This window comes from Rhizobium sp. L43 (genome assembly GCF_002531725.1).
Classification (GTDB): domain Bacteria; phylum Pseudomonadota; class Alphaproteobacteria; order Rhizobiales; family Rhizobiaceae; genus Rhizobium.
Map to the genome: position 1 here is coordinate 138,355 of NZ_NWSQ01000006.1, position 24,557 is coordinate 162,911.

Genomic DNA, 24,557 nt, shown 5'->3' on the forward strand with positions numbered 1-24,557 from the left:
AGTCCTCTGTTCAAGGGATAGGCCAATGCTGCATCATGCTTCCCTCGGCGTTTCCGATATCGAGCGATCGGCGGCATTTTACGATGCTGCCTTCGCCGCGCTCGGTTATGTCAGGGTCTGGGACGATATCCGGCCGGGGCAGACAGGGCAGGCAATCGGCTACGGACCTCCCGGCGGCGGAGACAAGCTGGCGATCAAACATCGCCCGGATGGTCAGCGCCCGGCCGGCCCGGGTTCTCATCTGGCCTTTGCCGCCCCGAGCCACCAGGCGGTCGATCAATTTCATGCGGCGGCCATCGCGCATGGCGGCCGTGACAATGGCGGTCCCGGTCTGCGGCCCCATTATGGCGAGCATTATTATGCCGCCTTCGTCATCGATCCGGACGGACACGCTCTCGAAGCTGTCTTCAATTCGCCGGAGCAATAAGAGCAGCGCTTTGCTTACGCGTCCTCGGGGCGGTCCTTCGGATCGAATTGGATGATGGTGATCCATTTTGCCGTCAGCGCCGGCTTCTTCTCGTTTTCGATTTCGATGGTCACGTCATAGGTGGTCATCAGCATGCCGGCGCCGCGAAAGCGGGCGTCGGAGAGCAGGAAGCGGCCGCGGACGCGGGCGCCGCTTTTCACCGGCGTCATGAAGCGGACGCGCTCGAAACCGTAATTGATGCCCATGGTCTGCTCGCGCACTTTCGGCAGGCAGTTGTAGTTCATCGTCGACAGCAGAGACAGTGTCAGGAAGCCATGGGCGATGGTACCGCCGAAGGGGCTCTCGGCCGCCGCGCGCTTGGGATCGACATGAATGAACTGATGGTCGTCGGTCGCCGCCGCGAAGGCGTCGATCATCGTCTGGTCGACGGTGACCCAATCCGAAAGGCCCGTTTCCATGCCGATCAATCCCCGCACGTCGGAGAGTGAAATTTCCATGCCCATGCATTCCTCGTCAGATAAGCGCGCCGCTTCAAAGCCTTATCGTGCATTTATGACGATTGCGACAAGGATTCGCCCAGGCGGGCCGAGGCGGTCATTTTTCTACGAAAAAGGCGACGGAGCGTGGCTCGACGGTCACGCTGGTCCCGGCTTTTTTCGTTTCCTCGGGTGTTAGTTGCCGCCAGGCCGCCTCGCCTTCCGGAAGCGTGAAGATCTGGCGGCTGTCGGACCGGTTGAAGAGCACGGCAAGCCGGGTCTGCTCGCCCCGAGAGGAGCGGTCGCCGGTCATAAGCAGCATGCCGAGGGTCGAGAGCGACGGCGTCTCCCATTCGACGACGGTCATCGCTTCGCCGGAGAGCGAGATCCATTCGACATCACCATCTCCGGAGAAAAAGCCGGCTTCCGAAAAGACGGTGAAGCGACGGCGCAGCCCTGAGACGAAGGCGGTGTGGGCGATGAGGTCCTCGTTCAGGGTCTTCCAGTCCAGCCAGGTGATTTCATTATCCTGGCAATAGGCATTGTTGTTGCCGTGCTGGCTGCGGCCGCCCTCGTCGCCCGCCGTCAGCATGATGCTGCCGCGGGTGGCAAAGAGCGTCGATATCAGCGCCATCACATCGTCTTTGCGACGCTTGCGGATAGTGGGATAGACGGTTTCCCCCTCGACGCCGTTGTTCCAGGAATGGTTCTCGTTGTGGCCGTCGCGATTGTGTTCGCCATTGGCGTCATTGTGCTTTCCGGCGTAGGAGACGAGATCGGTCAGCGTGAAGCCGTCATGGGCGGCGAGGAAATTGACGCTGCGCGTCTCTCCGCCGTCGTTGCGGGCGAAGATGTCGGAGGAGCCGGCGAGCGCCGTCGCCAGCGCGCCGGTCTTCCAATCGTCGCCGCGCCAGTAGCAGCGCAGATCGTCGCGAACCCGGTCGTTCCATTCGAGGAAGGCACTGGGGAAATTGCCGAGCTGGTAGCCGCCCGGGCCGATATCCCAGGGCTCGGCGATCATGATCCGGTCGGCGAGCACCTCGTCGGCTAGGATCGCGGTAAGCGTTCCGCCGTCGCGCTCGAAACCCGTCGCGGTGCGGCCGAGTACTGGGGCGAGATCGAAGCGAAAACCGTCGACGCCGGCGTTGAGCACGAAATGGCGCAGGCTGTCGATGATGAGACGTCGGACCTCGGGATGATCGCAGGCGAGCGTGTTGCCGGTGCCGGTGTCGTTGACGAGTTCGCCCGGCCCATTCTGGGCGTGGCGGTAATAATGCAGGTTGTCGAGGCCGCGCAGCGACAGCGTCGTCCCGTAACGGTCGCTCTCGCCGGTATGGTTGAAGACGAGATCGAGGATGACGGCGATGCCTTCGGCGTGGAGAGCGGCGACCGTTTTGCGAAGTTCCGCCATGCCGCCCGGTGCCAGCCGCGGATCGAGGGCCATGAAGGCGACCGGATTGTAGCCCCAGCCGTTGGAGAGGCCGAGCGGCGGCAGGTGGCGTTCGTCGATCCAGGCGGTGATCGGCATCAGTTCGACGGCATCGACACCGATCCGCTTCAGATGGGCGACGACGGAGGGATGGGCAAGGGCTGCGACTGTGCCGCGCTCGGCCTCCGGCACGTCGGGATGGAGAATGGTGAAGGGCCGCACCGCCACTTCATAAATGAAGCCGCCCGGTTTGAAGAGCGGCTTGCCGATATCGGCTGGGGTATCGGTGGTGACGATCGCCTTCGGCATCAGATCCTGGCTGTCCTCGCCATAGATGCCGAGACGCGGATCGTAGCGGAACGGCCGGTCGATCTCTTTGGCGTAGGGGTCGATCAGCAGTTTGGAGGGGTCAAACCAGAGGCCGTTTTCAGGGGCGTAGATACCGTCGGCGCGATAACCATAGCGCCCGCCCGCCTTCAGCCCGTCGACGAAGAGACGATGGGTGTGATTGCTGTCGCGCGCCATCGGCAGGCGCGCGAATTCCCTGTTGCCGTCATTGTCGAAGAGGCAGAGTTCGATCTGTGCGGCATCATGCGACCACACGGCAAATTCGACGCCGGTCTCCAAGACGATCGCGCCGCTTTGCGCCGAACTGGACCCCCGCATGTTCCCCCCGGATCAGGTGATCACGGTTGGCGCGTCGCGTCCCGTGCGTTCCCGAATGCTGGCAATGCTTTCGGCGGCCGCGATCAGATCGGCGAGCGCTTCCTGCGTTTCGATGTTGTGGCGAGTCGAATCCGGCTCGTAGCGCTCGATATAGACGCGCAAGGTTGCGCCAGACGTGCCGGTGCCGGACAGGCGGAAGACGACGCGGGAACCGCCTTCGAAGAGGATGCGGATGCCCTGATGCTCACTCACCGATTTGTCGATCGGATCGTGATAGGCGAAGTCGTCTGATTTCTCGACCTTCAAGCTGCCGAAGCTCTTGCCGGGCAGGGTGGAAAGCTGGCTGCGGAGATTGTCCACAAGGCCGTTCGCCGCATCGGTGTCGAGGCCTTCGTAATCGTGGCGTGAATAATAGTTGCGGCCATAGGTCTGCCAGTGCTGCGTGACGATATCGACGACGCTCTCGCCGCGCACGGCAAGAATGTTCAGCCACAGCAGCACCGCCCAGAGACCGTCCTTTTCGCGGACGTGACTGGAGCCGGTGCCGGAGCTTTCTTCGCCGCAGATCGTCGCCATGCCGGCGTCGAGCAGATTGCCGAAGAACTTCCAGCCGGTCGGCGTCTCGTACATGCCGATGCCGCGTTTTTCGGCGACGCGGTCGGCGGCACCCGATGTCGGCATCGAACGGGCGATGCCGGCGAGACCGCCGGAATAGCCGGGGGCGAGATTGGCGTTGGCGGCAAGGATCGCCAGGCTGTCGGAGGGGGTGACGAAGATGTCGCGGCCGATAATCAGGTTGCGGTCGCCGTCGCCGTCGGACGCGGCGCCGAAATCGGGCGCGTCATCGCCCATCATCTCATCGAACAGTTCCTTGCAGTGAACCGGGTTCGGATCGGGATGATGACCGCCGAAATCCGGCAGCGGCATGAAGTTGCGCACCGAGCCCAAAGGAGCGCCGAGACGATTTTCGAAGATTTCCTTGGCATAGGGACCGGTGACGGCGCTCATTCCATCGAAGGCGATGCGGAAGCCGAGGCTGATCAGATTGCGGATGGCGCCGAAATCGAACAGCTCCTCCATCAGTGCGGCATAGTCCTCGACCGGGTCGATGACCGAGAGGATCATGCCGCCGGGAAGTTCGTCCTTGCCGATGCGGTCGAGATTGACGTCGGCGAAGTCGGCGATCTTGTAGCTGTCGATCGTCTTCGAGCGCGCATACATCGCGTCGGTGATCTTTTCCGGCGCCGGGCCGCCATTGTTGATGTTGTATTTGATGCCGAAATCTTCTGTGGGGCCGCCGGGATTGTGGCTGGCGGAGAGGATGATGCCGCCGAAAGCCTTGTACTTACGGATGATGTGGGACGCGGCCGGCGTCGACAGGATGCCGCCCTTGCCGACCATGACCTTGCCGAAGCCGTTGGCGGCGGCCATCTTGATCGCCTTCTGGATGACTTCGCGATTGTAGTAACGTCCGTCGCCGCCGATGACGAGGCACTTGCCCTGATAACCTTCCAGCGAATCGAAGATCGACTGGATGAAGTTCTCCGCATAGTTCGGCTGCTGGAAGACCGGAACCTTCTTGCGCAGTCCCGACGTGCCGGGTTTCTGGTCCAGATAGGGCGTGGTGGGTACGGACTTGATCATTTTAGGTCACATGCCTTTCGAGACGAGGCTTGAATAGAGGGCAGCGTAGCGTTCGGCGCTCTTCTCCCAGGAGACATCCGATTTCATGCCTTGCTTTTGCAATTGGGTCCAGAGTTTTCGGTCCGCGTAAAAATGCATCGCACGGCGGATTGCCTGTAGCATGCCCGTTTCCGTCACGGGTGAGAATTGTATGCCGGTTGCCACTTTCGCCGCAAGTGCGGCGTGATTGGCGTCGATGACAGTGTCATTCAGCCCGCCGGTGCGGGCGACAATCGGCACGCAGCCGTAACGCAGGCCGTAAAGCTGGGTCAGGCCGCAGGGTTCGAAGCGCGACGGGATGATGATGGCGTCGCAGCCGGCCTGCATCAGATGCGACATCGGCTCGTTATAGCCGATCGAGACGCCGATGCGGCCGGGATGGCGGCTGGCGGAGGCGAGCAGGGCGCCTTCAAGTGCGGCTTCGCCGGAGCCGAGCACGACGAGCTTGCCGCCCATGGCGACGATTTCGTCGGCGACGTTGGCGACGATATCCATGCCCTTCTGCCAGGTGAGACGGCTGATGACGCAGAAGATCGGGGCGTCGTCATTGTCGAGATGGAAGAATTCGGCGATCGAGCGGCGGTTCTCCTCACGGTTCTTCAGCGTCGTCGGGCCATAATGGGTGTGGACGACGGGATCGATCGCCGGGTTCCAGATATCGGTGTCGATGCCGTTAACGATGCCGTGGAGATCGTCGATGCGGCTGGCGATGACGCCCTCGAGCCCCATGCCGAATTCCGAGGTCAGGATCTCGTCGGCATAGGTCGGGCTGACCGTGGTGATCGCATGGGCGGTCTTCAGGCCGCCCTTGAGGAAACCGACAGTGCCGTAATATTCGATGCTTTCGGTGGAAAAAGCATGGGCGGGCAGCCGCAGGCCGGGAAAGATCTCGGAACCGAACTGGCCCTGGAAGGCGATGTTGTGGATGGTCAGCACGCTCGGCAATTCCGGCGTCGGATAGTAGCGCATATAGACCGAGGTCAGCGCCGCCTGCCAGTCGTGGGTGTGGACGAGATCCGGCCGCCAGCCGGGCAGCAGGCCGGCGGCGATCTCGGCGGCGGCGAGCGACAGCGCGGCGAAACGCCGCCAGTTGTCGGGATAGTCCTTGCCGAGCGGATCGAGATAGGGACCGCCCGGCCTGTCGTAATAGGCCGGCGCATCGAGGATGAGCAGATCCAGGCCCTCGTGCTCAACCTCCAGCACGGTCGCCCGCTCACCGAGCAGGTCGGGGAATTCGAGCCTGACGACGGGGTCGCGAATGACCTTCATGACGGCGGGATAGCCGGGCAGAAGGGTCTTGGTCTCGACCCCGAAGGCTTTCAGGGTAATCGGCAGGGCGCCTGATACATCGGCCAGGCCCCCTGTCTTGATCAGAGGGAAGACTTCGGACGAAACCGAAAGAACTTTCATAAGTCAGATATCCAGCTTGTCGATCATCGGTTGGGTGATCAGGCAGATGCCGCTTTCCGTCCGCCGGAAGCGCTTGGCGTCGAGCTCGTCATCTTCGCCGACAACCAGGCCTTCCGGAATGACGACACCATGGTCGATCACGACGTTCTTGAGCTGCGCGCGCCGCCCGATCTTCACGTTCGGCAGGATGACCGCTCCTTCCAACTTGGAGAAGGAGTTGGCCCTGACACCGGTAAAGAGCAGGCTGTTGTTGAGGCTGGCGCCCGAGATGATGCAGTCGCCCGACACGACGGAGGAGGTGGCCGAGCCGCGGCGATCCTCGTCGTCATGGACGAATTTCGCCGGCGGGGTGATCTCGGCATAGGTCCAGATCGGCCAGGACTTGTCGTAGATGTCGAGCTCCGGAACGATCGCCGTCAGATCGATATTGGCCTGCCAATAGGCGTCGATCGTGCCGACGTCGCGCCAGTAGGGCTCGTGCTCGAAATCGGAACGGACGCAGGACTTGGCGAAGCGGTGGGCGACCGCCTTACCGTGTTCGACGATATAGGGGATGATGTCCTTGCCGAAATCGCGGCTCGAGGTCGGGTCGGCGGCGTCGCGGCGCAGCGCATCGAGCAGGAACTTGGTGTGGAAGACGTAGATGCCCATCGAGGCGAGGGCGAAATCCGGCTTGTCGGGAATGGGCGGCGGATCGGCCGGCTTCTCGACGAAGGCGATGATCTCGTCCTTTTCGTTGACATGCATGACGCCGAAGCCCACCGCTTCCATGCGCGGCACTTCCAGGCAGCCGATGGTGACGTCGGCGCCGGAATCGACGTGCTGCTGCAGCATCCATTCATAGTCCATCTTATAGACGTGGTCGCCGGCGAGAATGACCATGTATTCGACACCATAATCCTCGATGATGTCGATGTTCTGATAGACGGCATCGGCGGTGCCCTCATACCATTGCGTCTCGGAGACGCGCTGGCTGGCCGGCAGGATGTCGAAGCTCTCGTTGCGCTCTGGGCGGAAGAAGTTCCAGCCGCGCTGCATGTGGCGGATCAGCGAATGCGCCTTGTACTGGGTGGCAACCCCGATGCGGCGGATGCCGGAATTCAGGGCGTTTGACAGGGCGAAATCGATGATGCGGGCCTTGCCGCCGAAATAGACGGCCGGCTTGGCACGCCGGTCGGTGAGTTCCTTGAGGCGGCTTCCCCTACCGCCCGCCAGAACATAAGCCATTGCATCGCGGGCAAGTGGCTGAACGCGCTTCTCTACCATTTTCTCCTCCCACCAGTCACTAATTTTCAGGTTCAAGCATGATTGTCGCCAAGGGCGGCAAGGTAATCGAGCAGGTGATGTCACCGCCGGCATCGACGGCCTGCACGCGCCCGCCATTGCCCTTGCCGCTGCCGCCATAGATGTCGGCATCGGTGTTCAGGATTTCCCGCCAGCGGCCTGCGGACGGCAGGCGGATCGAGTAGTTCTCGCGATAGACAGGGGTGAAATTGGTGATGACGGCGACCGGCTTCTGGCCCGGCGCCTTGCGCAGCCAGGCAAAGACGGAATTCTGGTGGTCGTCGGCGACCAGCCATTCGAAACCTTCGCCCTCGCAGTCACGCTCATGCAGCGCCGGCTTGCTGCGATAGGTGAAATTGAGGTCGCGCACCAGGCGGCGCATGCCCTCGTGCATGCGATACTGAAGCAGGTTCCAGTCGAGCGCCTTTTCCTCGCTCCACTCGCTCCACTGAGCGAATTCCTGGCCCATGAACAAGAGCTTCTTGCCGGGATAGCCCCACATATAGGCGTAGTAGGCGCGCAGATTGGCGAATTTCTGCCAGTCGTCGCCCGGCATCTTGGCAATCAGCGAGCCTTTGCCGTGGACGACCTCGTCATGCGAGAGCGGCAGGACGAAATTTTCCGAATAGGCGTAGAGCAGGCCGAAGGTGAGCTCGTTATGATGGTGCCCGCGGTATATGGGGTCGCGCTTCATGTAGCTCAGCGTGTCGTGCATGAAGCCCATGTTCCACTTGAAGCCGAAGCCGAGGCCGCCTTCATGCACGGGCTGCGAGACCTTCGGCCAGGAGGTCGATTCCTCGGCGATGGTCATGACGTTGGAATTTTTGCCGTAGATGCGGATATTGAGATCCTGGAGAAAGCGGACCGCTTCGAGGTTCTCGTTGCCGCCATATTCGTTGGGGATCCATTCGCCGTGCTTGCGGGAATAGTCGAGGTAGAGCATCGAGGCGACGGCATCGACGCGCAGACCGTCGAGATGGAACTTCTCGGCCCAGTAGAGCGCGTTGTTGACGAGATAGGAAACGACCTCGGTACGGCCGAAATTGTAGATCGCCGTGCTCCAGTCCGGGTGGAAACCCTTGCGCGGGTCTTCGTGCTCGTAGAGCGCCGTGCCGTCGAACCAGCCGAGGCCGTGCTCGTCGGTCGGGAAATGCGCCGGCACCCAGTCGAGGATGACGCCGATGCCGACCTTGTGGCAGCCGTTGACGAAACGGGCAAAACCCTCCGGCTCGCCGAAACGGGCGGTCGGTGCATAAAGGCCGGTCGTCTGGTAGCCCCAGGAGGGGTCGTAGGGGTGCTCGGTGATGGGCAGGAATTCGATATGGGTGAAGCCCATGTCGTCGCAATAAGGGATGAGGCTGGAGGCAAGTTCGTCCCAGGAAAGCATCGTGCCGTCCTGCCGGCGCTGCCATGAGGCGGCATGCACCTCGTAGATCGAGATCGGCTGGCGGCGCTTGTCGGTCTCGCGCCAGTGCTTCAGATGGGCCTCGTCTTCCCACTCCTGCTCCAGATCGGCGGCGGTGATGGAGGCGGTTTTTGGCCGGAGTTCGCTGCGGCGGGCGAAGGGATCCGCCTTCAGCGGCAGCAGCACGCCGTCCTGGCCGCGAATCTCGAATTTGTAGGCAACGCCGATCGGGACGTCGGGGGCGAAGATTTCCCAGATGCCGCTATCGGAGCGGAAGCGCATGACGTGGCGGCGGCCGTCCCAATTGTTGAAGTCACCGACGACGGAGACGCGCTGCGCATTCGGAGCCCAGACGGCGAAATGGATACCCTGGGCGCCATCATGCTTGATGAGGTGGGCGCCCATCTTGTCGAACAGGCGCAGGTGCGAGCCCTGACGGGCAAAATAATCGTCCATCGGCCCGAGCACCGGACCGAAGCTGTAGGGGTCGGTAACAGCCCATTCGGCATCACCGCGGCGGGCGCGGTAACGCACCGGCTGGAGCTTGGTCAGCGAAACCGGGCCGGCGAAGACGCCGTCGGCATGGAGCTGTTTCAGTTCACCGATGACGCTGCCATCGAGCGTCATGGCGGTCACTTCGTCGGCGCCCGGAATGAAGCACCGGGCGACGAAGGCGTCGCCGGCCTGGTGCACACCTAGGACGGCAAAGGGATTAGAATGCGAGCCGGCAAGGATCGCCGCGATTTCATCTGCCGAAATTTCCCAGGAAAGCTTTACTTCAGGGACGGTTTTCGGCGTTTTCATCCGGCTCTCCAGATTTCGTCTGCATATTGCCTGATCGTACGGTCGGAAGAGAACCAGCCCATCCGCGCCGTGTTGTTGATCGTCTTGGTGTACCAGGCGGACTGGTTGGTCCAGATCTGGTCGACTTCGCGCTGGGCCTGGGCATAGGCATCGAAATCGGCGGCGACCATGAACCAGTCGTGCGAATAGATGCCGTCGATCAGCGCGGTGTAGCGATTGCGGTCATCGGGCGAGAAGACGCCGGAGCCGATGGCGGCGAGCGCCTGGGCGAGTTCGCGCGACCCCTCGATGATGGCGCGGGGATTATGGCCGTCGCTGCGGACCTTCGACACCTCGTCAGCCTTGAGGCCGAAGATGACGATATTGTCCTCGCCGACATTGTCGCGCATCTCGACATTGGCGCCATCGAGCGTGCCGATCGTCAGTGCGCCGTTGAGGCCGAACTTCATGTTGCCGGTGCCGGATGCTTCCATGCCGGCGGTCGAGATCTGCTCGGACAGGTCGGCGGCCGGAACCATGACTTCGGCGAGCGAGACGTTATAGTTCGGCACGAAGACTACCTTCAGCAGGCCGCGGACCGACGGGTCGTTGTTGATCGTGCGGGCGACGTCGTTGATCAGCTTGATGATCAGCTTGGCATTGTAATAACTCGGCGCCGCCTTGCCGGCGAAGAGTTTTACCCGCGGCACCCAATCCAGCTCCGGATGCGAGCGGATCTGGTCGTAGAGGGCGACGGCTTCGATGATGTTCAGCAGTTGGCGCTTGTATTCGTGGATGCGCTTGATCTGGATGTCGAACATCGCCGACGGGTCGAGCTTCACGCCCATGCGGCTGGCGACGAGATTGGAGAGCGCCACCTTGTTGGCGCGCTTCACCGCGGCGAATTTCTGCTGGAAGGTCGGGTCGGAGGCGAACTTGTCGAGCGGCGTCAGCTTCTCGGCATCGTCAAGGAATTCGTCGCCGATCGCCTCGCGGATCAGGCCGGTAAGGCCGGGATTGCATTGCTGCAGCCAGCGGCGCGGCGTGATGCCGTTGGTCTTGTTGTTGATGCGGTCGGGATAGAGCTTGTGCAGGTCGGCGAAGACCGTGACCTTCATGAGGTCGGTGTGCAGCGCCGAGACGCCGTTGATCGAGTGCGAGCCGACGAAGGCGAGGTTGCCCATGCGCACGCGGCGGTCGCCGCTTTCGTCGATCAGCGAGATCGAGCGGATTTCCCCATCGGAGAAGTTCTTGCCCTTGCGGGCATCGATCAGGATCTTGGCGTTGATCGCGTAAACGATCTGCATGTGGCGCGGCAGCAGGCGCTCGAACAGCGGCACCGGCCAGCTTTCCAGGGCTTCCGGAAGAAGCGTGTGGTTGGTGTAGGAGAAGGTGCGGCGGGTGATGTCCCAGGCCTGGTCGAAATCCATGCCGTGTACGTCGCAGAGCAGGCGCACGAGTTCGGCGACCGCGACCGCGGGATGGGTGTCGTTCAGCTGGATCGCCACCTTATCAGGCAACGAGGTGAAATCGTCATATTGCTGCAGATGGCGGCGAAGGATGTCCTGCAGCGAGGCCGACGAGAAGAAGAACTCCTGGCGCAGGCGCAATTCCTGGCCGGCAGGCGTGGCGTCGGCGGGATAGAGAACCCGGGTCAGGCTTTCGGCCTTGTTGCTTTCGCGCAGCGCCCCGATGTGGTCGCCGGCGTTGAAGGCATCGAGCAGGATCGGGTCGATCGGCTGCGCCGACCAGAGGCGCAGCGTGTTGACGCGTTTTCCCCGCCAGCCGACGGCCGGTGTGTCGAAGGCGGCGGCAATGACGCGTTCGGCCGGTTTCCAGACGTAGCGCGGCTGGTCGTCATGGGTGGTGATGAATTCGACGGCGCCGCCGAAGCCGATTTCATAGGAACTCTCGCGGCGCTCGAACTCCCAGGGATTGCCATGGGCGAGCCAGTTTTCCGGCAGTTCCACCTGCCAGCCGTCGGCCATCTGCTGGCGGAAGAGGCCGTGGACATAGCGGATGCCGTAGCCATAGGCTGGAACGTCGACCGTTGCCATGCTTTCCATGAAACAGGCGGCCAGACGGCCGAGGCCGCCATTGCCGAGCGCGGCATCCGGCTCCAGGCCGGCGATGACGTTGACGTCGACGCCGAGCGAGGCAAGTGCATCGCGCACCTCTTCCATCAGGCCGAGGTTCGAGACGGCGTCGCGCATCAGGCGGCCGATCAGGAATTCGAGGGAAAGATAATAGACGCGCTTGGCGCCGGTCGCATAAACCTCGCGGGTGGAGGCCATCCACCGATCGATGATACGGTCGCGGACTACCAGGATCGTCGCCGTCAGCCAGTCATGCGGCTTTGCCACCTTGGCGTCCTTGCCGATGCGGTAGGTCAGACGTTCGATGATTTCTTCGGCGAGAATTTCCGGCTTCGAGCTGCGCGGGGCGGGGGAGGGAATAACTGGCTTGGAAACGGTATTCATGGTCAGATCTCGCCAATTTTAATTTGGTTTCAGGCTATTAAGCCTGATCTAATCGATTTGTCGCTTGTCTCAGCGACAGTTTATGCATCGTTAGGAAGCACTTGCAACAAGGGATTTGGACAAACGAAAAATTTGCGAAACCTTCATATTCAGTGGGTTCGATGGCATTGATTTCAATCGCTTTTCCCGATCAGATGGGTGGGACAGCGATAACGAAAAACCGCGCCGGTTTATTCCGGCGCGGCTTTTGAGTTGGGCTTTTCGCCTGATGGATCGTCAGTTTGTCAGGCGCGTCACCTGTGCGGAGCTCTTTGCTCCGATCGCCTCAAAGGCGGCAAGGAGGTCTTCCATTTTTTCAGCCTGGAAATAATGGGAGTCGTCGGAGGCGCAATAATGCAGCAGCGCCTGTCCGCCTGCGGGTGCCATAAAGGCAATCGTATAGATTTCGATGCCCTTCGATTTCGCGTCGTCGCAGGTCTTCTTGGTCGCGGTGTCATAGGAACGGCCGCCACTGGTATCATTGTTGTTGTCGCCGTCCGTCATGAAGACGATGTACTTCTTGGGTACTTGCCCGGTTTTCTGCTGATGGGCAGTGTCTTCGACATCATTCGCGGCAGCGTTCTTAGCTGTCAGGGACAAATAGGCCGTGTTCATTGCGCCGCTCGAGTTCGTGCCGCCACCCGCTTGAAGCGCGTTGATGTAGTTTGAGGCAGCGGCAGTTCCCCAGGCGAGACTGCTGGCTGGGTATTCAACGATATCATAGGATACCGCGCCTGTGCGCACATAGTCAGCATTGGGATCCGCGCTATCGAGTTGAGCAAAGAGCTTGCCGGCGGCGAGCTTCAGCGCTTCTATCTTTGTGAAATAACGCGTGCGCGTGCCGGTGCATGTGTCGTAGATTGTATTTTTGCCGCTATTGTTCAGATGAGGGTTGCACTTGTAGGTGTATGATTCCGTCGTGACGGTGGTGGTAGGATCTCCCATCGACCCCGACTTGTCGAGTGCGAGGAACATGGAGATCGAGCCTTGGGTCTGTGAGTGACCACCGACCGTCGTGCTGGACGTCGAAAGATGCTGCGTCGTAAAGCCGACCGCCTGCATCAGCGGGTTGACCGTGAGGTCGTAACCCGGCGAAACCGTTACCTGGTAGGATGTTGATTTGCCCGACGTCGTCGTCTGCACGTTAACGCCTGTCGCGTTCTTGATGTCGACGCCGCTCTGAAGGTAGTTCGCCATCTGCCCGGCAACGTAATTCCGCGCGAAGGCTTCGGCCTGTGACGTTTGGATCGTGCCATTTGCCAGGGCGCTCGCGGTTGCGAGCGCCGCCGAATCGGCCGCTTCCTGGAGTTGCTGTTTGGAGAGCAACATGTCGCCCACCTGGATCGCCATGCCGGCGACGCCGAGAAGAATGGGCATCATGATCGCCGTCATGAGGCCGAAATTGCCGCCACGGTCGCTCAACATGCGACGTAGGCAGGGATGCAAGAAGGAGGTGCGCATCATGTTCACCCGAAATGGACCCTGTGGGTTACATTAGGCATCGCTACTTCTTTACGCCGCCCTTACGGCGTCCATTCAATTCTAACGAATCGATGGATTTTTCCAGTTTTGGGATTATTTCAGCGGGATCACATCGACCGCCTGGACAGCGCGCTGGCCGCCATAGCTTTTCAATACGCCGATCACGGGAACGACGTCGGAATAGTCCCGGCCATAGGCGACGACGATGTGGTCCATGCCGGCGGGGATGTCGTTGGTCGGGTCCAGCTCGATCCAGCCGATCGTTTCGCCGCACCAAATCCTGACCCAGGCATGCATGGCATCAGCCCCTTCCAGCCGTTCTTTGCCCGGTGGCGGGATGGTGCGCAGGAAACCGGAGACATAGCCGGCCGGAATGCCGAGGCTTCGGAGCGCCAGGATCATGATGTGGGTGAAATCCTGGCAGACGCCGCGCTTCAGCCTGAACGCTTCGAGCGGCGTCGTGTCCACCGTCGTCGCTTCGGGGTCGTAGGTGAAATCCTTGTTGATGCGGGCGCAGAGCGCATGGGCGATCTGCATCGCCGTCAGACCAGGCACGGCGCAGCTTCGGGCATAGTCGCTGATCTCGCGCGCTTGCACCAGGCGCGGGCTGTCACCAAGGAAGTGATGCGGCGAATCCGGCGCCAGCGACCAGATGCCGGATATCTCCTCCGGCAGATCGGCAAGCAGCGGCGAGAAATCGGCGGCGATCGGCTGGCTTTCCACCTGCACGCGGGCCTGCATGCGAATGTCGAGCTTCTCGTGCGGCGCGCGCAGCATGAAGGAGGTGGCGGGATGATCGAAGAAATCGACGAAATGCGATTGCTCGTCCGGCGTCGGCGAGATGGTGATCGAGCCGGCCACCAGGCGTTGGCGGTTGGTCAGCGACAGCGGCATCAGGCGCATGATGTGGCGGGCGCCGGAGGCCGGCACGTCGTAGCTGTAACCCATGCGAAGAGTGAGATCGTAGAGCATCGATGTCACCCGAGATAGGTCTGGGCGAGCAGATCGGAAAGCTGTTCCAATTCGCGTTCGAGCCGTTGATAGACCTCGACCCCCATGCCCTCCGGCGTCATCACCGCCAGGCCGGAATGGAGTCGCATCGCCTCGCGGTAAAAGGGCGACATCTGGCCGTTGATCAGGGCATTCGGCAGCTGCTCGACCTCGTGATGGATCTCGTTGACCTGGAAGAGCACCGAGCGCGGGTTCAAGGGGTCGAGCGCCAGCAAGTCGGTGACGGTCAGCCGTGCCGTGTTGACGTTGTAGCGGCGGCGGTGGGTCATGACGCTGTCGCCGATCTCGAGCAGCATGTCGAGCGCGCCGTCGGGCGCTTCCGGGCCGGACATATGGCCGAGCAGCCGGGTCATATGCAGGCCGCGCTCGATGTAGCGGCCGAGCGAGAGGAAGCGCCAGCCCATGAAGCGGTACATGTTTTCGTGCACGAGGCCGGCAAAGCCCGCAAGCTTGCGCAGCAGGATCGTCATCGCGTGGCTGGCGTCATCGCCGGCAGTGACGCTGACGTGGAAGCGGCGGGCGGTCTTGGCGAGATCGTTGAGCGCCAGCCAGCCGTCCGGCGAGAAACGGTCGCGGATGTTGCTGGCCGAATAGACGGCGCTGTCGATATTGCGCAGGAGCCTTTCCGGCACGGGTTCGGCGGTATCGATATCGACGGCAGCGAGATAGTCGGAGACGTCGGCGAGCAGCGGCTGGCTCGGATCGGCGGCTTCGGCATAACGCGCATGCCAGGCGCGCAGGATGCGCAGAGCCCCCTCGGCGCGCTCGATATAGCGGCCGAGCCAGAACAGGTTGTCGGCCGCCCGGCTCGGCAGGCTGCCCGGCATGTTGCGGGTGAAACTGCCCTCGGCCGGCAGCAGCGTGTGGCGCTCGACCGGCTTGTCGCTGACGATCCAGACGTCGGCGGCCGCTCCGCCCGACTGCATGGCGATCGCCGCGACATCGGCGCCTGAGCCGATGCGGGCAAAACCGCCGGGCATGATCTGCCAGCCGTTTGCCGTGCGGGCGGCGAAGACGCGCAGCGACATCGGCCGTGGCACGAGCTTGCCGTCCACCCAGGCCGGCGTCGTCGAGAGCGTTACGACCTCCTGTCCCACAAGTTTCGGGCCGTCCGAGCGCAGCCAATCGGTAATGGAATCCTTGGCGGTCGCGCGCAGCGACGCGCCGAGCACGGATTCGCCGTTGTCGTCGAAGAAGGGGGCTCGGGAATAGGCCGGGCCGATCACCATCTTCTCGATATTTTTTGCGACGTGCTCGCGCTCTTCCTTCTGGCCGCACCACCAGGTGGCGATCGAGGGCAGTTGCAGATCCTGCCCCAACAGACGGCGACAGATGGTCGGCATGAAGGCCAGAAGCGCCCGGGTCTCGAGAACGCCGGTGCCGAGCGCATTGACGATGGTGACGTTTTCGGCGCGCAGCGCTTCGACGAGGCCGGGCGTGCCGATATGTGAATTCTGGTTCAGTTCCAGCGGATCGGCGAAGGCCGAATCGAGGCGGCGCCAGAGCACGCCGATCGGCTTCAGGCCGGCGACGGTGCGCACCATGACGCGGCCCTTGACGACGGTGAGGTCCTCGCCCTCGAGCAGCATGAAGCCGAGATAACGGGCGATGTAGGCGTGCTCGTAATAGGTCTCGTTGGCAGGCCCCGGCGTCAGCACGGCGATGCGGTCGTCGCCCGAATGTTTCATGCCCTGCAGCGCGTCACGGAAGGCGCCGAAGAAGGAGGCGAGGCGATGGACGGGGGTTTCGGCGTAGATATCCGAGAAGGCCCGGGTCGTGGCGACGCGGCTTTCCAGTGCGAAACCGGCGCCTGACGGCGCCTGCGTCCGGTCGGCCAGCACCCACCAATTGCCGTCAGGCCCGCGGCCGATCTCGAAGGCGCAGAAATGCAGATAGTGGCCGGAGGCCGGCCGGATGCCGGTGAGCGGGCGCTGGAATTCCGGATTGGCGGCGATCAGCGCCGGCGGCAGCACCCCTTCTTCCACCAGCCGATTGGCGCCGTAGATATCGGCGACGATCGCCTCCAGCAGGTCGGCGCGCTGGACGAGGCCTGCCGAAAGCGTCTGCCATTCGCGCTCGTCGATCAGCACCGGGATATGCGAGATCGGCCAGGCGCGTTCACCACCGGTGCCCTTGCTGCCGTAGGCGCGGTAGAAGACACCGGCATCCCTGAGATAACGGTCGGCGCGGGCGAAACGCTCGGCGAGATCCTTTTCCGGCATTGCGCCAAGATGCGAGAGGAAACGCTGCCAGACCGGGCGGACGACGCCTTTATTGTCGACCATCTCATCGGCGATGCCGGGAATCGGCGCATAGTCGAAGGCCGCACCCTTGATGCGGTCCTCTGCCTCTCCCCTGCGCTCCACTGCCGGCCTCTTACCCATCAAAACCCAAGCCTTAACCCCCGGCCTCAACCTCAGCCTTAAATTCCGGCCGGCCGCCTCAGATCCAGCGTCAGCGGGAATTCAAGCGAACCCGTTTCGGCGCGCGGGATATAGCCGCCTGCCGTATGTCCCCACGGCTCGAAGCGGGCGAGCCGCCTTGCTTCCGCCTCGTTGCCGTTGACCGGGAAGGTGTCATAGGTCCGGCCGCCCGGATGGGCAACATGATAGATGCAGCCGCCGATCGAACGCTTCGACCATGTATCATAAATGTCAAAAGTCAAAGGCGTGTTGATCGGCAGGACCGGGTGCAGGCCGGAGGCCGGCTGCCACGCCTTGTAACGGACGCCGGCGACCGAGACGCCGGAGGTGCCGGTCGGCGTCAGCGGCAGCATGCGGCCATTGCAGGTGACGGTGTAGCGCGCCGTATTGCTGGTTTCGAGCCGGACCTGAAGGCGCTCGACGGAGCTGTCGACGTAACGCACGGTGCCGCCCGGCGCGCCTTCCTCGCCCATGACATGCCAAGGCTCCAGCGCCTGGCGCAGTTCCAGCTTCGAGCCCTCATATTCGACTTCGCCGCAGAAGGGGAAGCGGAATTCGAGCTGGGCCTTGAACCATTCCGGGCTGACGTCGAAGCCGTTTTCGCTGAGGTCGGCAAGCACGTCGAGGAAATCGGCCCAGACGAAATGCGGCAGCATGAAACGGTCGTGCAGGGTTGTGCCCCAGCGGACGAATTTGCCGTCGACCGGGTTGATCCAGAAGCGGGCGATCAGCGCACGCACCAGCAATTGCTGGGCAAGCGACATGCGCGCGTTCGGCGGCATCTCGAAGCCGCGGAACTCGATGAGGCCGAGCCGTCCGGTCGGGCCGTCGGGCGAAAACAGCTTGTCGATGCAGATCTCGGCGCGGTGGGTGTTGCCGGTGACATCGGTCAACAGATTGCGGAACAGCCGGTCGACGAGCCAGGGCAGCGGCTGCTGGCCACGGCCGGGTGCTCCGATCTGCGCCATGGCGATCTCCAGCTCGTAGAGAGTGTCGTGGCGAGCCTCGTCGATGCGCGGCGCCTGGCTGGTCGGGCCGATGAACATGCCGGAGAAGAGGTAGGACAGCGATGGATGGCGCTGCCAGTGGAGCACCGTGCTCTTTAGGAGATCGGGACGGCGCAGGAAGGGGCTGTTGTTCGGGTTGGCGCTGCCGACGACGACATGGTTGCCGCCGCCGGTGCCGGTGTGGCGGCCGTCGATCATGAACTTGTCGGCGCCGAGCCGGGTGGCGCGCGCCTCCTCGTAGATCGCCGTGGTGATGTCGACGCATTCCTTCCAGTTCGAGGCCGGATGAATGTTGACCTCGATGACGCCGGGATCCGGGGCGACGCGGATGACGTTGATGCGCTCGTCCTGCGGCGGCGGATAACCTTCGATGTGGACGGCAAGCTTAAGCTCGGCGGCGGCGTTTTCGGCAGCGGCGATCAGTTCGAGATAGTCCTCGATGCGCTCGACCGGCGGCATGAAGACGCAGAGCCTGCCGTCTCGCGGCTCGACCGACATGGCGGTGCGCACGGCGCCGCCGATGTCGCCGAGCGTCTGTTCGATCCGGCCGCGATTGCTCTCGTCGGCGTGGAAGGAGGCTTCCGGCATGGCGCGGCCGGCCGGTACGAAAACGTCCGGCAGCGGTTGGCGCGGGATGGTCGGATCGGCGGGGTGGATATAGGGATAACGCGCCGGGGGGACATAGGGCAGCGTGCCGAGCGGCAGGCGGTAGCCGATCGGGCTGTCACCCGGAACGAGGAAGATCTTGCCGCGGCGGGTGCGCCATTTCTCGCTGACCCAGACCCGGGCTTCAGCCGCCTTGGCGTTCCATGCCTGGACCGGAAGGATGTAACCCGTGGGGACGGTGAGACCGCGATCGAAAACGCGGGCGATGCGGTTGCGTTCCTCGGGATCCTTCAGTTTCGAATTCGACGGATCGACGTTTTCGGGAAGATTGCCCTCTTTGATGATCCAGTCGGCAGTATCCTCATAGGCCGGCTGCACCATCTCAGGCTTGATTGCCAGCTCTTTTGCGATCGCGGTCAGGAGCTTCTCGGCATCCGCGGCCGCAACGCCGGTATCCCTACCTTCGGCGGCGACCAGATCGAGGTTCTGCCAGATCGGCTTGCCGTCGCGGCGCCAGTAGAGCGAGAAGGTCCAACGCGGCAGGCTTTCACCCGGATACCATTTGCCCTGGCCGTAATGCAGGAAGCCGCCGGGGGCGAAGCGTTCCTGCAGCCGGCGGATCAGGCTGTCGGCCTTTTCGCGCTTGGTCGGGCCGACAGCGGCGGTGTTCCACTCTTCCGACTGGAAATCGTCGATCGAAACGAAGGTCGGCTCGCCGCCCATCGTCAGATGCACGTCCTCGGCTTCGAGGACACGGTCGACCTTCTCGCCGAGTTCGTTGAGCTCATCCCAGCTTTCATCGGAGAAGGGCTTGGTGATGCGCGGATGTTCGGCGACGCGCGAGACCTTCATGTCGAAGGCGAATTCGGTTTCGGCCTCGCCGAAATAACCGCCGGAGATCGGGGCGGCGTTGCGATAATGCGGCGTGGCGGCGAGCGGGATATGGCTTTCGCCGGTCAAGAGGCCGGAGGTGGGATCAAGCCCCACCCAGCCGGCGCCGGGCAGATAGACCTCGGCCCAGGCATGCAGGTCGGTGAAATCGACTTCGGTGCCGGAAGGGCCGTCGAGCGCCTTCAGATCAGGCGTCAGCTGGATGAGATAGCCGGAGATGAAGCGGGCGGCCAGGCCGAGATGGCGAAGGATCTGGACGAGCAGCCAGCTGGTGTCGCGGCAGGAGCCCTTGGCGCTTTCCAGTGTTTCCTCCGGTGTCTGCACGCCGGTTTCCATGCGGATGACGTAGCCGATCTGCCGCTGCAGGCGGGCATTCAGGCCGACGATCATATCGACCGTCGGCTGGCCGGGCGACCAGTCGAGCGTCGGAAGCAGCGCCTTCAGGCGCGGACCGGCCGGCTCCGGCGTCATGTAGATCGACAGATCTTCCTGGATCGTTTCCGGATATCCGAACGGCCACTTGGTCGCCTCCTCCTCGACGAAGAAGTCGAAGGGATTGTAGACCGTCATGTCGGCGACGAGATCGACCTCGATCTTCAATTCCGTCACCGGATCCGGAAAGACGTAGCGGGCGAGGTAATTGCCGTAAGGGTCTTGCTGCAGGTTCACGAAATGGTTGGAGGGCGTGACCTTCAGCGAGTGGCTGAGCACCCGTGTCTTCGAATGCGAGGCCGGTTTCAGCCGGATGATCTGGGGGCCGAGGCGGACCGGCTTGTCATAAGTGTAGTGGGTCAGATGATAGATACTGGCTTTGATCGACATATTTCTCTTTTTATCCGGCGCGCATCGTCGTGCGGCTTGCTGTTCCCAAAATCAGTGTGTGCAATGCAGCGAGAGAAAGCAAGGAGGGTCGAAGCTTTTACGCTGCCTTGGCGAAGGTGACGGCCGCCTTCAGGCCCCTGCCGTTCGGCCCCGGCTCCAGCGTCAGGTCGGCATTGAAAAGATTGGCGATTTCTTCGACGATCGGCAGGCCGAGGCCGGCGCCCGGCGCACCTGTTTCGTTGCCGCGCGAAAAACGCCCCCGCACCGCCTCCAGCTCGTTGCGTGGAATGCCGGGGCCGTTGTCCTCGACTTCGAGGCGGATCGTCTCTGATGCTGCGATGATGCGGACGGTGACCTCGGCCCCTTTGCCGGCATAGGCGATGGCATTTCCAGCAAGGTTGCGCAGCATTTCGCCGATCAGCAGCGGCTCGGCGCGGATCATCGCCGGGCTCTCGCCGTCGAAGCCGAGATCGATGCCGGCGACGGCAGCCGTCGGGATCTGCTCACCGGTGATTTCCTGGGCGATTGCCGCGAGATCGATGGCGGAGGCGGTCAGCGCCTCCTTGGCGGTGGCAGCGTCGATCTTTGCCATCAGCAGAAGCTGGGCGAGGATGCGCTCAGCATGCGCCACGGCCTGATCCCCCTTCAGCGCTGCCGCCTGCGCCTCGTCAAGCGAGCCGGCACGGACGGAGAGGGCAAGCTGGGTGCGGATGATCGCCAGCGGCGTGCGCAGCTGGTGGCTGGCATTGCCGGTGAAATGGCGTAGCGCATCGAGCGCCGATTGCAGGCGGACCATGAAGGAATTCACCGTATCCACCAGCGGCTCGACCTCGCTCGGCACGATCTCTTCGATCGGATGCAGGTCATCGGGGCTGCGTTCGCCGATGGCGTCGCCGAGCTTGTAGAGCGGACGCAGAGCCATCGTGACCGAGATCCAGACGATGACGGCGGCACCGGCGATCATGAAGGCGAGGCGCAGTGCCGAGCGGACGAGGATCGCCTGCGCCAGCTGGCGGCGGGCGATGGTGGTTTCGGCGACCGTCACCACGAAGGGCACCGAGCGGATGCCCGTCGAGGCGGAACGTTCGAGGGTGGCGACGCGGATCGGCTCGCCGCGGAAGGTGTCGTCGGCAAAGGCGGCAGCATTGGGCGGCGTCTTCTTCAGGACCGGCAGCGACTGGTAACCGGTGATGAATTGGCCCGGCGGGCCGTCGACGCGATAGAAGACGCGGTCCTGGGCGGCTGAGGTCAGCATTTCAAGCGCGACATAGGGAATATCGACCTGCAGCGTGCCGTCCTCGGCGACGACGACGCGTTCGGCGATCGCCAGCGCCGAGCCGGCGAGCACGCGGTCGGAGACGATATTCGAGGTCTGGACCGCCTCGCGATAGGTGTCGGCAAGCGCCAGCGTGCCGATGACGGCGGTGGAGACGAGCAGCCAGAAGAGCAGCCGGCGCCTGAGGGAATAGGCTGATGTCATGAGGCCTCGGGCAGCTTGTCGAGATAATAGCCGATGCCGCGGGCGGTCTTGACCGTCAGGCCGTGCGGCGAGAGGCGTTTCCTCAGGCGGCTGACATATTGCTCGATGGCATTGGCCGAAATGTCGTCGTCGAAGGCCGTCAGCGACTGGATGATCGCTTCCTTGGCGACGACCTTGCCGGCCCGCATGAAGAGGATTTCGAGCAGCCCAAGCTCGCGGGCAGGAATGTCGAGGGGTGTCGCGCCTGATGAAAAGGTGCGGGAGTTGAGGTCGAAGGAAATGCCGCCGAAGCCGACGGTCGCCGAACGGAGCCCCGCCTGGCGGCGCAGAAGCACGCGCACGCGGGCCTCGAATTCTGATATGTCGAAGGGTTTGATCAGATAATCGTCGGCGCCGAGATCGAGACCTTTCACCCGTTCTTCCGGCGTGCCGCGCGCCGTCAGGATGAGGACGGCTGCCTGGTTTTGCCGGGCGCGCATGGCGCGCAGCACGTCGAGCCCGTCCATCTCGGGCAGGTTGAGGTCGAGAATGACAAGATCGAAATTTTCCGCGGCGATGACCGCATTGGCGGATGCGCCGTCATGGACGACATCGACGGCATGGCCCGTGCCGCGCAAGATCGCCGACAGGCCGTCGGCCAGTGCGATATTGTCTTCGGTGAGCAGAATGCGCACGGATGGCTCCCCTGTTTTTCAGCGAGATTACAGAGGTGCCGATGGGATGTCACAGCGATTTTCCGGAATGGTGAACGGCGCCGTGAAAAGGCGCTTTCAGCTGCCGGTCCTTTCGACCCGTTCGCGATGCGTCATTGCGGCGGCCAGCAGTTGCTGGAAGCGGGGATCGTCGCGGATATTGTCGAGGTCGGAATCGTTGTTGAACCATTTGATATGGTAGACGGAGCTGTTCGGCAGCAGCTTCTGCAAGAGATCGATCGCCTGGTCGACATCGCCGAGGACGGAATAGACGCAGGCGAGATTATACTGCGCGACGATGTCGTCGGGATCGATGGCGATCGCACGGGCCGCCCAGTCGCGTGCTCTCGTCACATCGCCCATATGGGCAAGCGCCAGCGCGCCGCGATGGGCGGGGCCGGAATTTTCCGGATTGAGGTTCAGCGCGCGTTCGGCGCGCAGCAGGCCTAGGCGCGCCCAGTTTTCCGTATCCAGCACACGGCCGAGCGAGCGGTAGGCAGACATCAGGTGGATCGGCGAGACGTAATCGTCGGGGCGGATCTCGGCGGCGCGGGTGAAATATTGCACCGATTCGGCAAAGTTGCCGTGCATGAAGAAGAACCGGGCATAATGAAAATTCGCCTCGAAGAGGTTCGGGTCGAGCGCCAAGGCACGTTCGAAGGCCGCCGCCGCCCTGTCGTCAAAGCCGCTCTGATGCAGGGCGAGACCATGAGAGGCGTGGGCCTCGGGAAGGTCGGGATCAAGCGCGAGCGCGCGGGCGCTCATGTCGAGGATGCGCCGCAGCGGCACGTCGTCAGGGGCCCAATCGCGGATCGCTGCGTCGCAATCGGCAATACCGGCATAGGCGCGGGCATAGTCGGGGTCGAGCTCGACCGCCTTGCAGAACATCCGTCTGGCAAGCTGCAGATAGGATTTGGTCCAGGTGTGGGAGAGCTGGCGGCCCCGGAGATAGTAGGTATAGGCCTCGACATTGGCGGTCGGCTCAGTGGCGATCGCCTTCTTCTCTTCCGGCAGCAGACGCACCTTCAACTGGCCGACGATCGCATGGGTGATCTCGTCCTGAATGGCGAAGATGTCCGTGAGGTCGCGGTCGTAACGCTCGGCCCAGAGATGATCGCCATTGGCGGTGTCGATCAGTTGGCCTGAGATGCGCACGCGATTGCCGAAGATCCGCACACTTCCCTCGAGCACGTAGCGCACGCCAAGCTCCTGGGCGAGCCGCTTCACCTTCACCGATATGCCCTTGTAGGTGAAGATGGTGTTGCGCGGCACGACGTGCAGGCTGGAGATCTTGGAGAGGTCGGTGATGATGTCTTCGGTGATACCGTCGGAGAAATAGTCCTGGTCGGCATCGCCGCTCATATTGGTGAAGGGCAGCACCGCGATGAAGCAGGTATTGCGGTTCTGCGCGACCAACCTGGCTGAGGAGGGTGGCGTCAGAGTGACGGTATAGACCTGCACGGGCTGCCTGATGTTCTTCAACGTATGTTCGCCGATAAAATCGAAGCCGAGATTGAGGCGCGAGCCGACCTGGTCGCGCACCGAGGCGGACACGGCGATGCCGCCGGGCGCTGCGATACGTTCGAGTCTGGCGGCGAGATTGACACCATCGCCGAAAATATCGCCGTTTTCGACCACCACGTCGCCGAGATTGATGCCGATGCGGAATTCGACGCGCTCGTCCTTGGGCACGCTCTCGTTGCGGGCCGCCATGCTGCGCTGGATTTCGGCGGCGCAGGCGACCGCATTCACCACGCTCTGGAATTCGGCAAGGATGCCGTCGCCGGTGAGTTTGACGATCCGGCCCTTGTAATCCGAAATACGAATGTCAACCAACTCGCAGCGATGGCGGTTCAGCGCCTGCAACGTGCCTGACTCATCGATGCCCATCAGTCGGCTGTAGCCGACGACATCCGCAGCGAGAATAGCGCTCAGTCGTCGTTCCATGACCCCTCCCAGGATCCTCCCAGTTTAGTCCGGCTTTTTATAGAGTTTTTGTCGCGTAGAGTCGCCCCCTGAATAGAAATTCGGGAGGATTCGACGTTTTGACACGGCAGCGCG

Annotated in this window: 15 protein-coding genes; 1 reads left to right on the forward strand and 14 read right to left on the reverse strand. The window is 62.7% G+C overall.

Annotated features, from left to right (window positions below; translation table 11 throughout):
- Window positions 1-25: 25 nt before the first annotated feature.
- A complete protein-coding gene (locus CO667_RS09920) occupies window positions 26-427 on the forward strand; it encodes a VOC family protein (RefSeq protein WP_097618220.1) in 402 nt (133 codons plus the stop codon).
- Between the two features lie 14 nt (window positions 428-441).
- Here CO667_RS09920 and CO667_RS09925 read toward each other — a convergent pair whose 3' ends face one another.
- From CO667_RS09925 to CO667_RS09990, 14 genes are all read right to left on the reverse strand, one after another.
- A complete protein-coding gene (locus CO667_RS09925; protein ID WP_097618221.1) occupies window positions 442-930 on the reverse strand; it encodes a MaoC family dehydratase in 489 nt (162 codons plus the stop codon).
- A 91-nt stretch (window positions 931-1,021) separates the two neighbouring features.
- Complete coding sequence (gene glgX / locus CO667_RS09930; protein ID WP_097618222.1) at window positions 1,022-2,998, reverse strand: glycogen debranching protein GlgX; 1,977 nt, start codon at window positions 2,996-2,998, stop codon at window positions 1,022-1,024.
- 12 nt (window positions 2,999-3,010) lie between these two features.
- On the reverse strand, window positions 3,011-4,642 hold the full coding sequence (locus CO667_RS09935) for an alpha-D-glucose phosphate-specific phosphoglucomutase (RefSeq protein WP_097618223.1): 1,632 nt from the start codon (window positions 4,640-4,642) through the stop codon (window positions 3,011-3,013).
- Between the two features lie 6 nt (window positions 4,643-4,648).
- The gene (gene glgA, locus CO667_RS09940; RefSeq protein ID WP_097618224.1) at window positions 4,649-6,091 is read right to left on the reverse strand and encodes a glycogen synthase GlgA; all 1,443 of its coding nucleotides are present in this window, start codon (window positions 6,089-6,091) and stop codon (window positions 4,649-4,651) included.
- A gap of 3 nt (window positions 6,092-6,094) precedes the next feature.
- Complete coding sequence (gene glgC, locus CO667_RS09945; RefSeq protein ID WP_097618225.1) at window positions 6,095-7,357, reverse strand: glucose-1-phosphate adenylyltransferase; 1,263 nt, start codon at window positions 7,355-7,357, stop codon at window positions 6,095-6,097.
- 19 nt (window positions 7,358-7,376) lie between these two features.
- Window positions 7,377-9,584, reverse strand: coding sequence for a 1,4-alpha-glucan branching protein GlgB (gene glgB / locus CO667_RS09950; protein WP_097618226.1), 2,208 nt, complete (start codon window positions 9,582-9,584; stop codon window positions 7,377-7,379).
- Window positions 9,581-12,043 carry a glycogen/starch/alpha-glucan phosphorylase gene (locus tag CO667_RS09955; protein WP_097618227.1) on the reverse strand — a complete coding sequence of 821 codons (2,463 nt, stop codon included), beginning with the start codon at window positions 12,041-12,043 and terminating at the stop codon, window positions 9,581-9,583. The genes glgB and CO667_RS09955 overlap by 4 nt, the downstream gene beginning before the upstream one ends.
- Before the next feature lie 276 nt (window positions 12,044-12,319).
- The gene (locus tag CO667_RS09960; RefSeq protein ID WP_097618228.1) at window positions 12,320-13,543 is read right to left on the reverse strand and encodes a TadE/TadG family type IV pilus assembly protein; all 1,224 of its coding nucleotides are present in this window, start codon (window positions 13,541-13,543) and stop codon (window positions 12,320-12,322) included.
- Between the two features lie 114 nt (window positions 13,544-13,657).
- Window positions 13,658-14,536 (reverse strand): transglutaminase family protein, encoded by an 879-nt coding sequence (locus CO667_RS09965; protein ID WP_097618337.1) that lies wholly within the window; start codon window positions 14,534-14,536, stop codon window positions 13,658-13,660.
- 5 nt (window positions 14,537-14,541) lie between these two features.
- The gene (locus CO667_RS09970) at window positions 14,542-16,959 is read right to left on the reverse strand and encodes a circularly permuted type 2 ATP-grasp protein (protein WP_097618229.1); all 2,418 of its coding nucleotides are present in this window, start codon (window positions 16,957-16,959) and stop codon (window positions 14,542-14,544) included.
- Between the two features lie 38 nt (window positions 16,960-16,997).
- Window positions 16,998-20,324, reverse strand: coding sequence for a transglutaminase family protein (locus CO667_RS09975; protein WP_097618230.1), 3,327 nt, complete (start codon window positions 20,322-20,324; stop codon window positions 16,998-17,000).
- 97 nt (window positions 20,325-20,421) lie between these two features.
- Entirely contained in the window at window positions 20,422-21,804 is a 1,383-nt protein-coding gene (locus tag CO667_RS09980) for a sensor histidine kinase (RefSeq protein WP_097618231.1), read from the reverse strand.
- Window positions 21,801-22,478, reverse strand: coding sequence for a response regulator transcription factor (locus CO667_RS09985; protein ID WP_097618232.1), 678 nt, complete (start codon window positions 22,476-22,478; stop codon window positions 21,801-21,803). The genes CO667_RS09980 and CO667_RS09985 overlap by 4 nt, the downstream gene beginning before the upstream one ends.
- Window positions 22,479-22,574: 96 nt before the next feature.
- Window positions 22,575-24,443, reverse strand: a complete 1,869-nt coding sequence (locus tag CO667_RS09990) for an adenylate/guanylate cyclase domain-containing protein (RefSeq protein WP_097618233.1) — start codon at window positions 24,441-24,443, stop codon at window positions 22,575-22,577.
- Window positions 24,444-24,557: the final 114 nt, after the last annotated feature.

Bases quoted from the DNA above. Each gene is read 5' to 3' on its own strand.
- CO667_RS09970 (WP_097618229.1), bottom strand. From the start codon at position 16,959: ATGGGTAAGAGGCCGGCAGTGGAGCGCAGGGGAGAGGCAGAGGACCGC.
- glgB (WP_097618226.1), bottom strand. From the start codon at position 9,584: ATGAAAACGCCGAAAACCGTCCCTGAAGTAAAGCTTTCCTGGGAAATT.
- CO667_RS09965 (WP_097618337.1), bottom strand. From the start codon at position 14,536: ATGCTCTACGATCTCACTCTTCGCATGGGTTACAGCTACGACGTGCCG.
- CO667_RS09955 (WP_097618227.1), bottom strand. From the start codon at position 12,043: ATGAATACCGTTTCCAAGCCAGTTATTCCCTCCCCCGCCCCGCGCAGC.
- CO667_RS09975 (WP_097618230.1), bottom strand. From the start codon at position 20,324: ATGTCGATCAAAGCCAGTATCTATCATCTGACCCACTACACTTATGAC.
- CO667_RS09980 (WP_097618231.1), bottom strand. From the start codon at position 21,804: ATGACATCAGCCTATTCCCTCAGGCGCCGGCTGCTCTTCTGGCTGCTC.
- CO667_RS09935 (WP_097618223.1), bottom strand. From the start codon at position 4,642: ATGATCAAGTCCGTACCCACCACGCCCTATCTGGACCAGAAACCCGGC.
- glgX (WP_097618222.1), bottom strand. From the start codon at position 2,998: ATGCGGGGGTCCAGTTCGGCGCAAAGCGGCGCGATCGTCTTGGAGACC.
- CO667_RS09990 (WP_097618233.1), bottom strand. From the start codon at position 24,443: ATGGAACGACGACTGAGCGCTATTCTCGCTGCGGATGTCGTCGGCTAC.
- glgA (WP_097618224.1), bottom strand. From the start codon at position 6,091: ATGAAAGTTCTTTCGGTTTCGTCCGAAGTCTTCCCTCTGATCAAGACA.
- CO667_RS09920 (WP_097618220.1), top strand. From the start codon at position 26: ATGCTGCATCATGCTTCCCTCGGCGTTTCCGATATCGAGCGATCGGCG.
- CO667_RS09925 (WP_097618221.1), bottom strand. From the start codon at position 930: ATGGGCATGGAAATTTCACTCTCCGACGTGCGGGGATTGATCGGCATG.
- CO667_RS09960 (WP_097618228.1), bottom strand. From the start codon at position 13,543: ATGCGCACCTCCTTCTTGCATCCCTGCCTACGTCGCATGTTGAGCGAC.
- glgC (WP_097618225.1), bottom strand. From the start codon at position 7,357: ATGGTAGAGAAGCGCGTTCAGCCACTTGCCCGCGATGCAATGGCTTAT.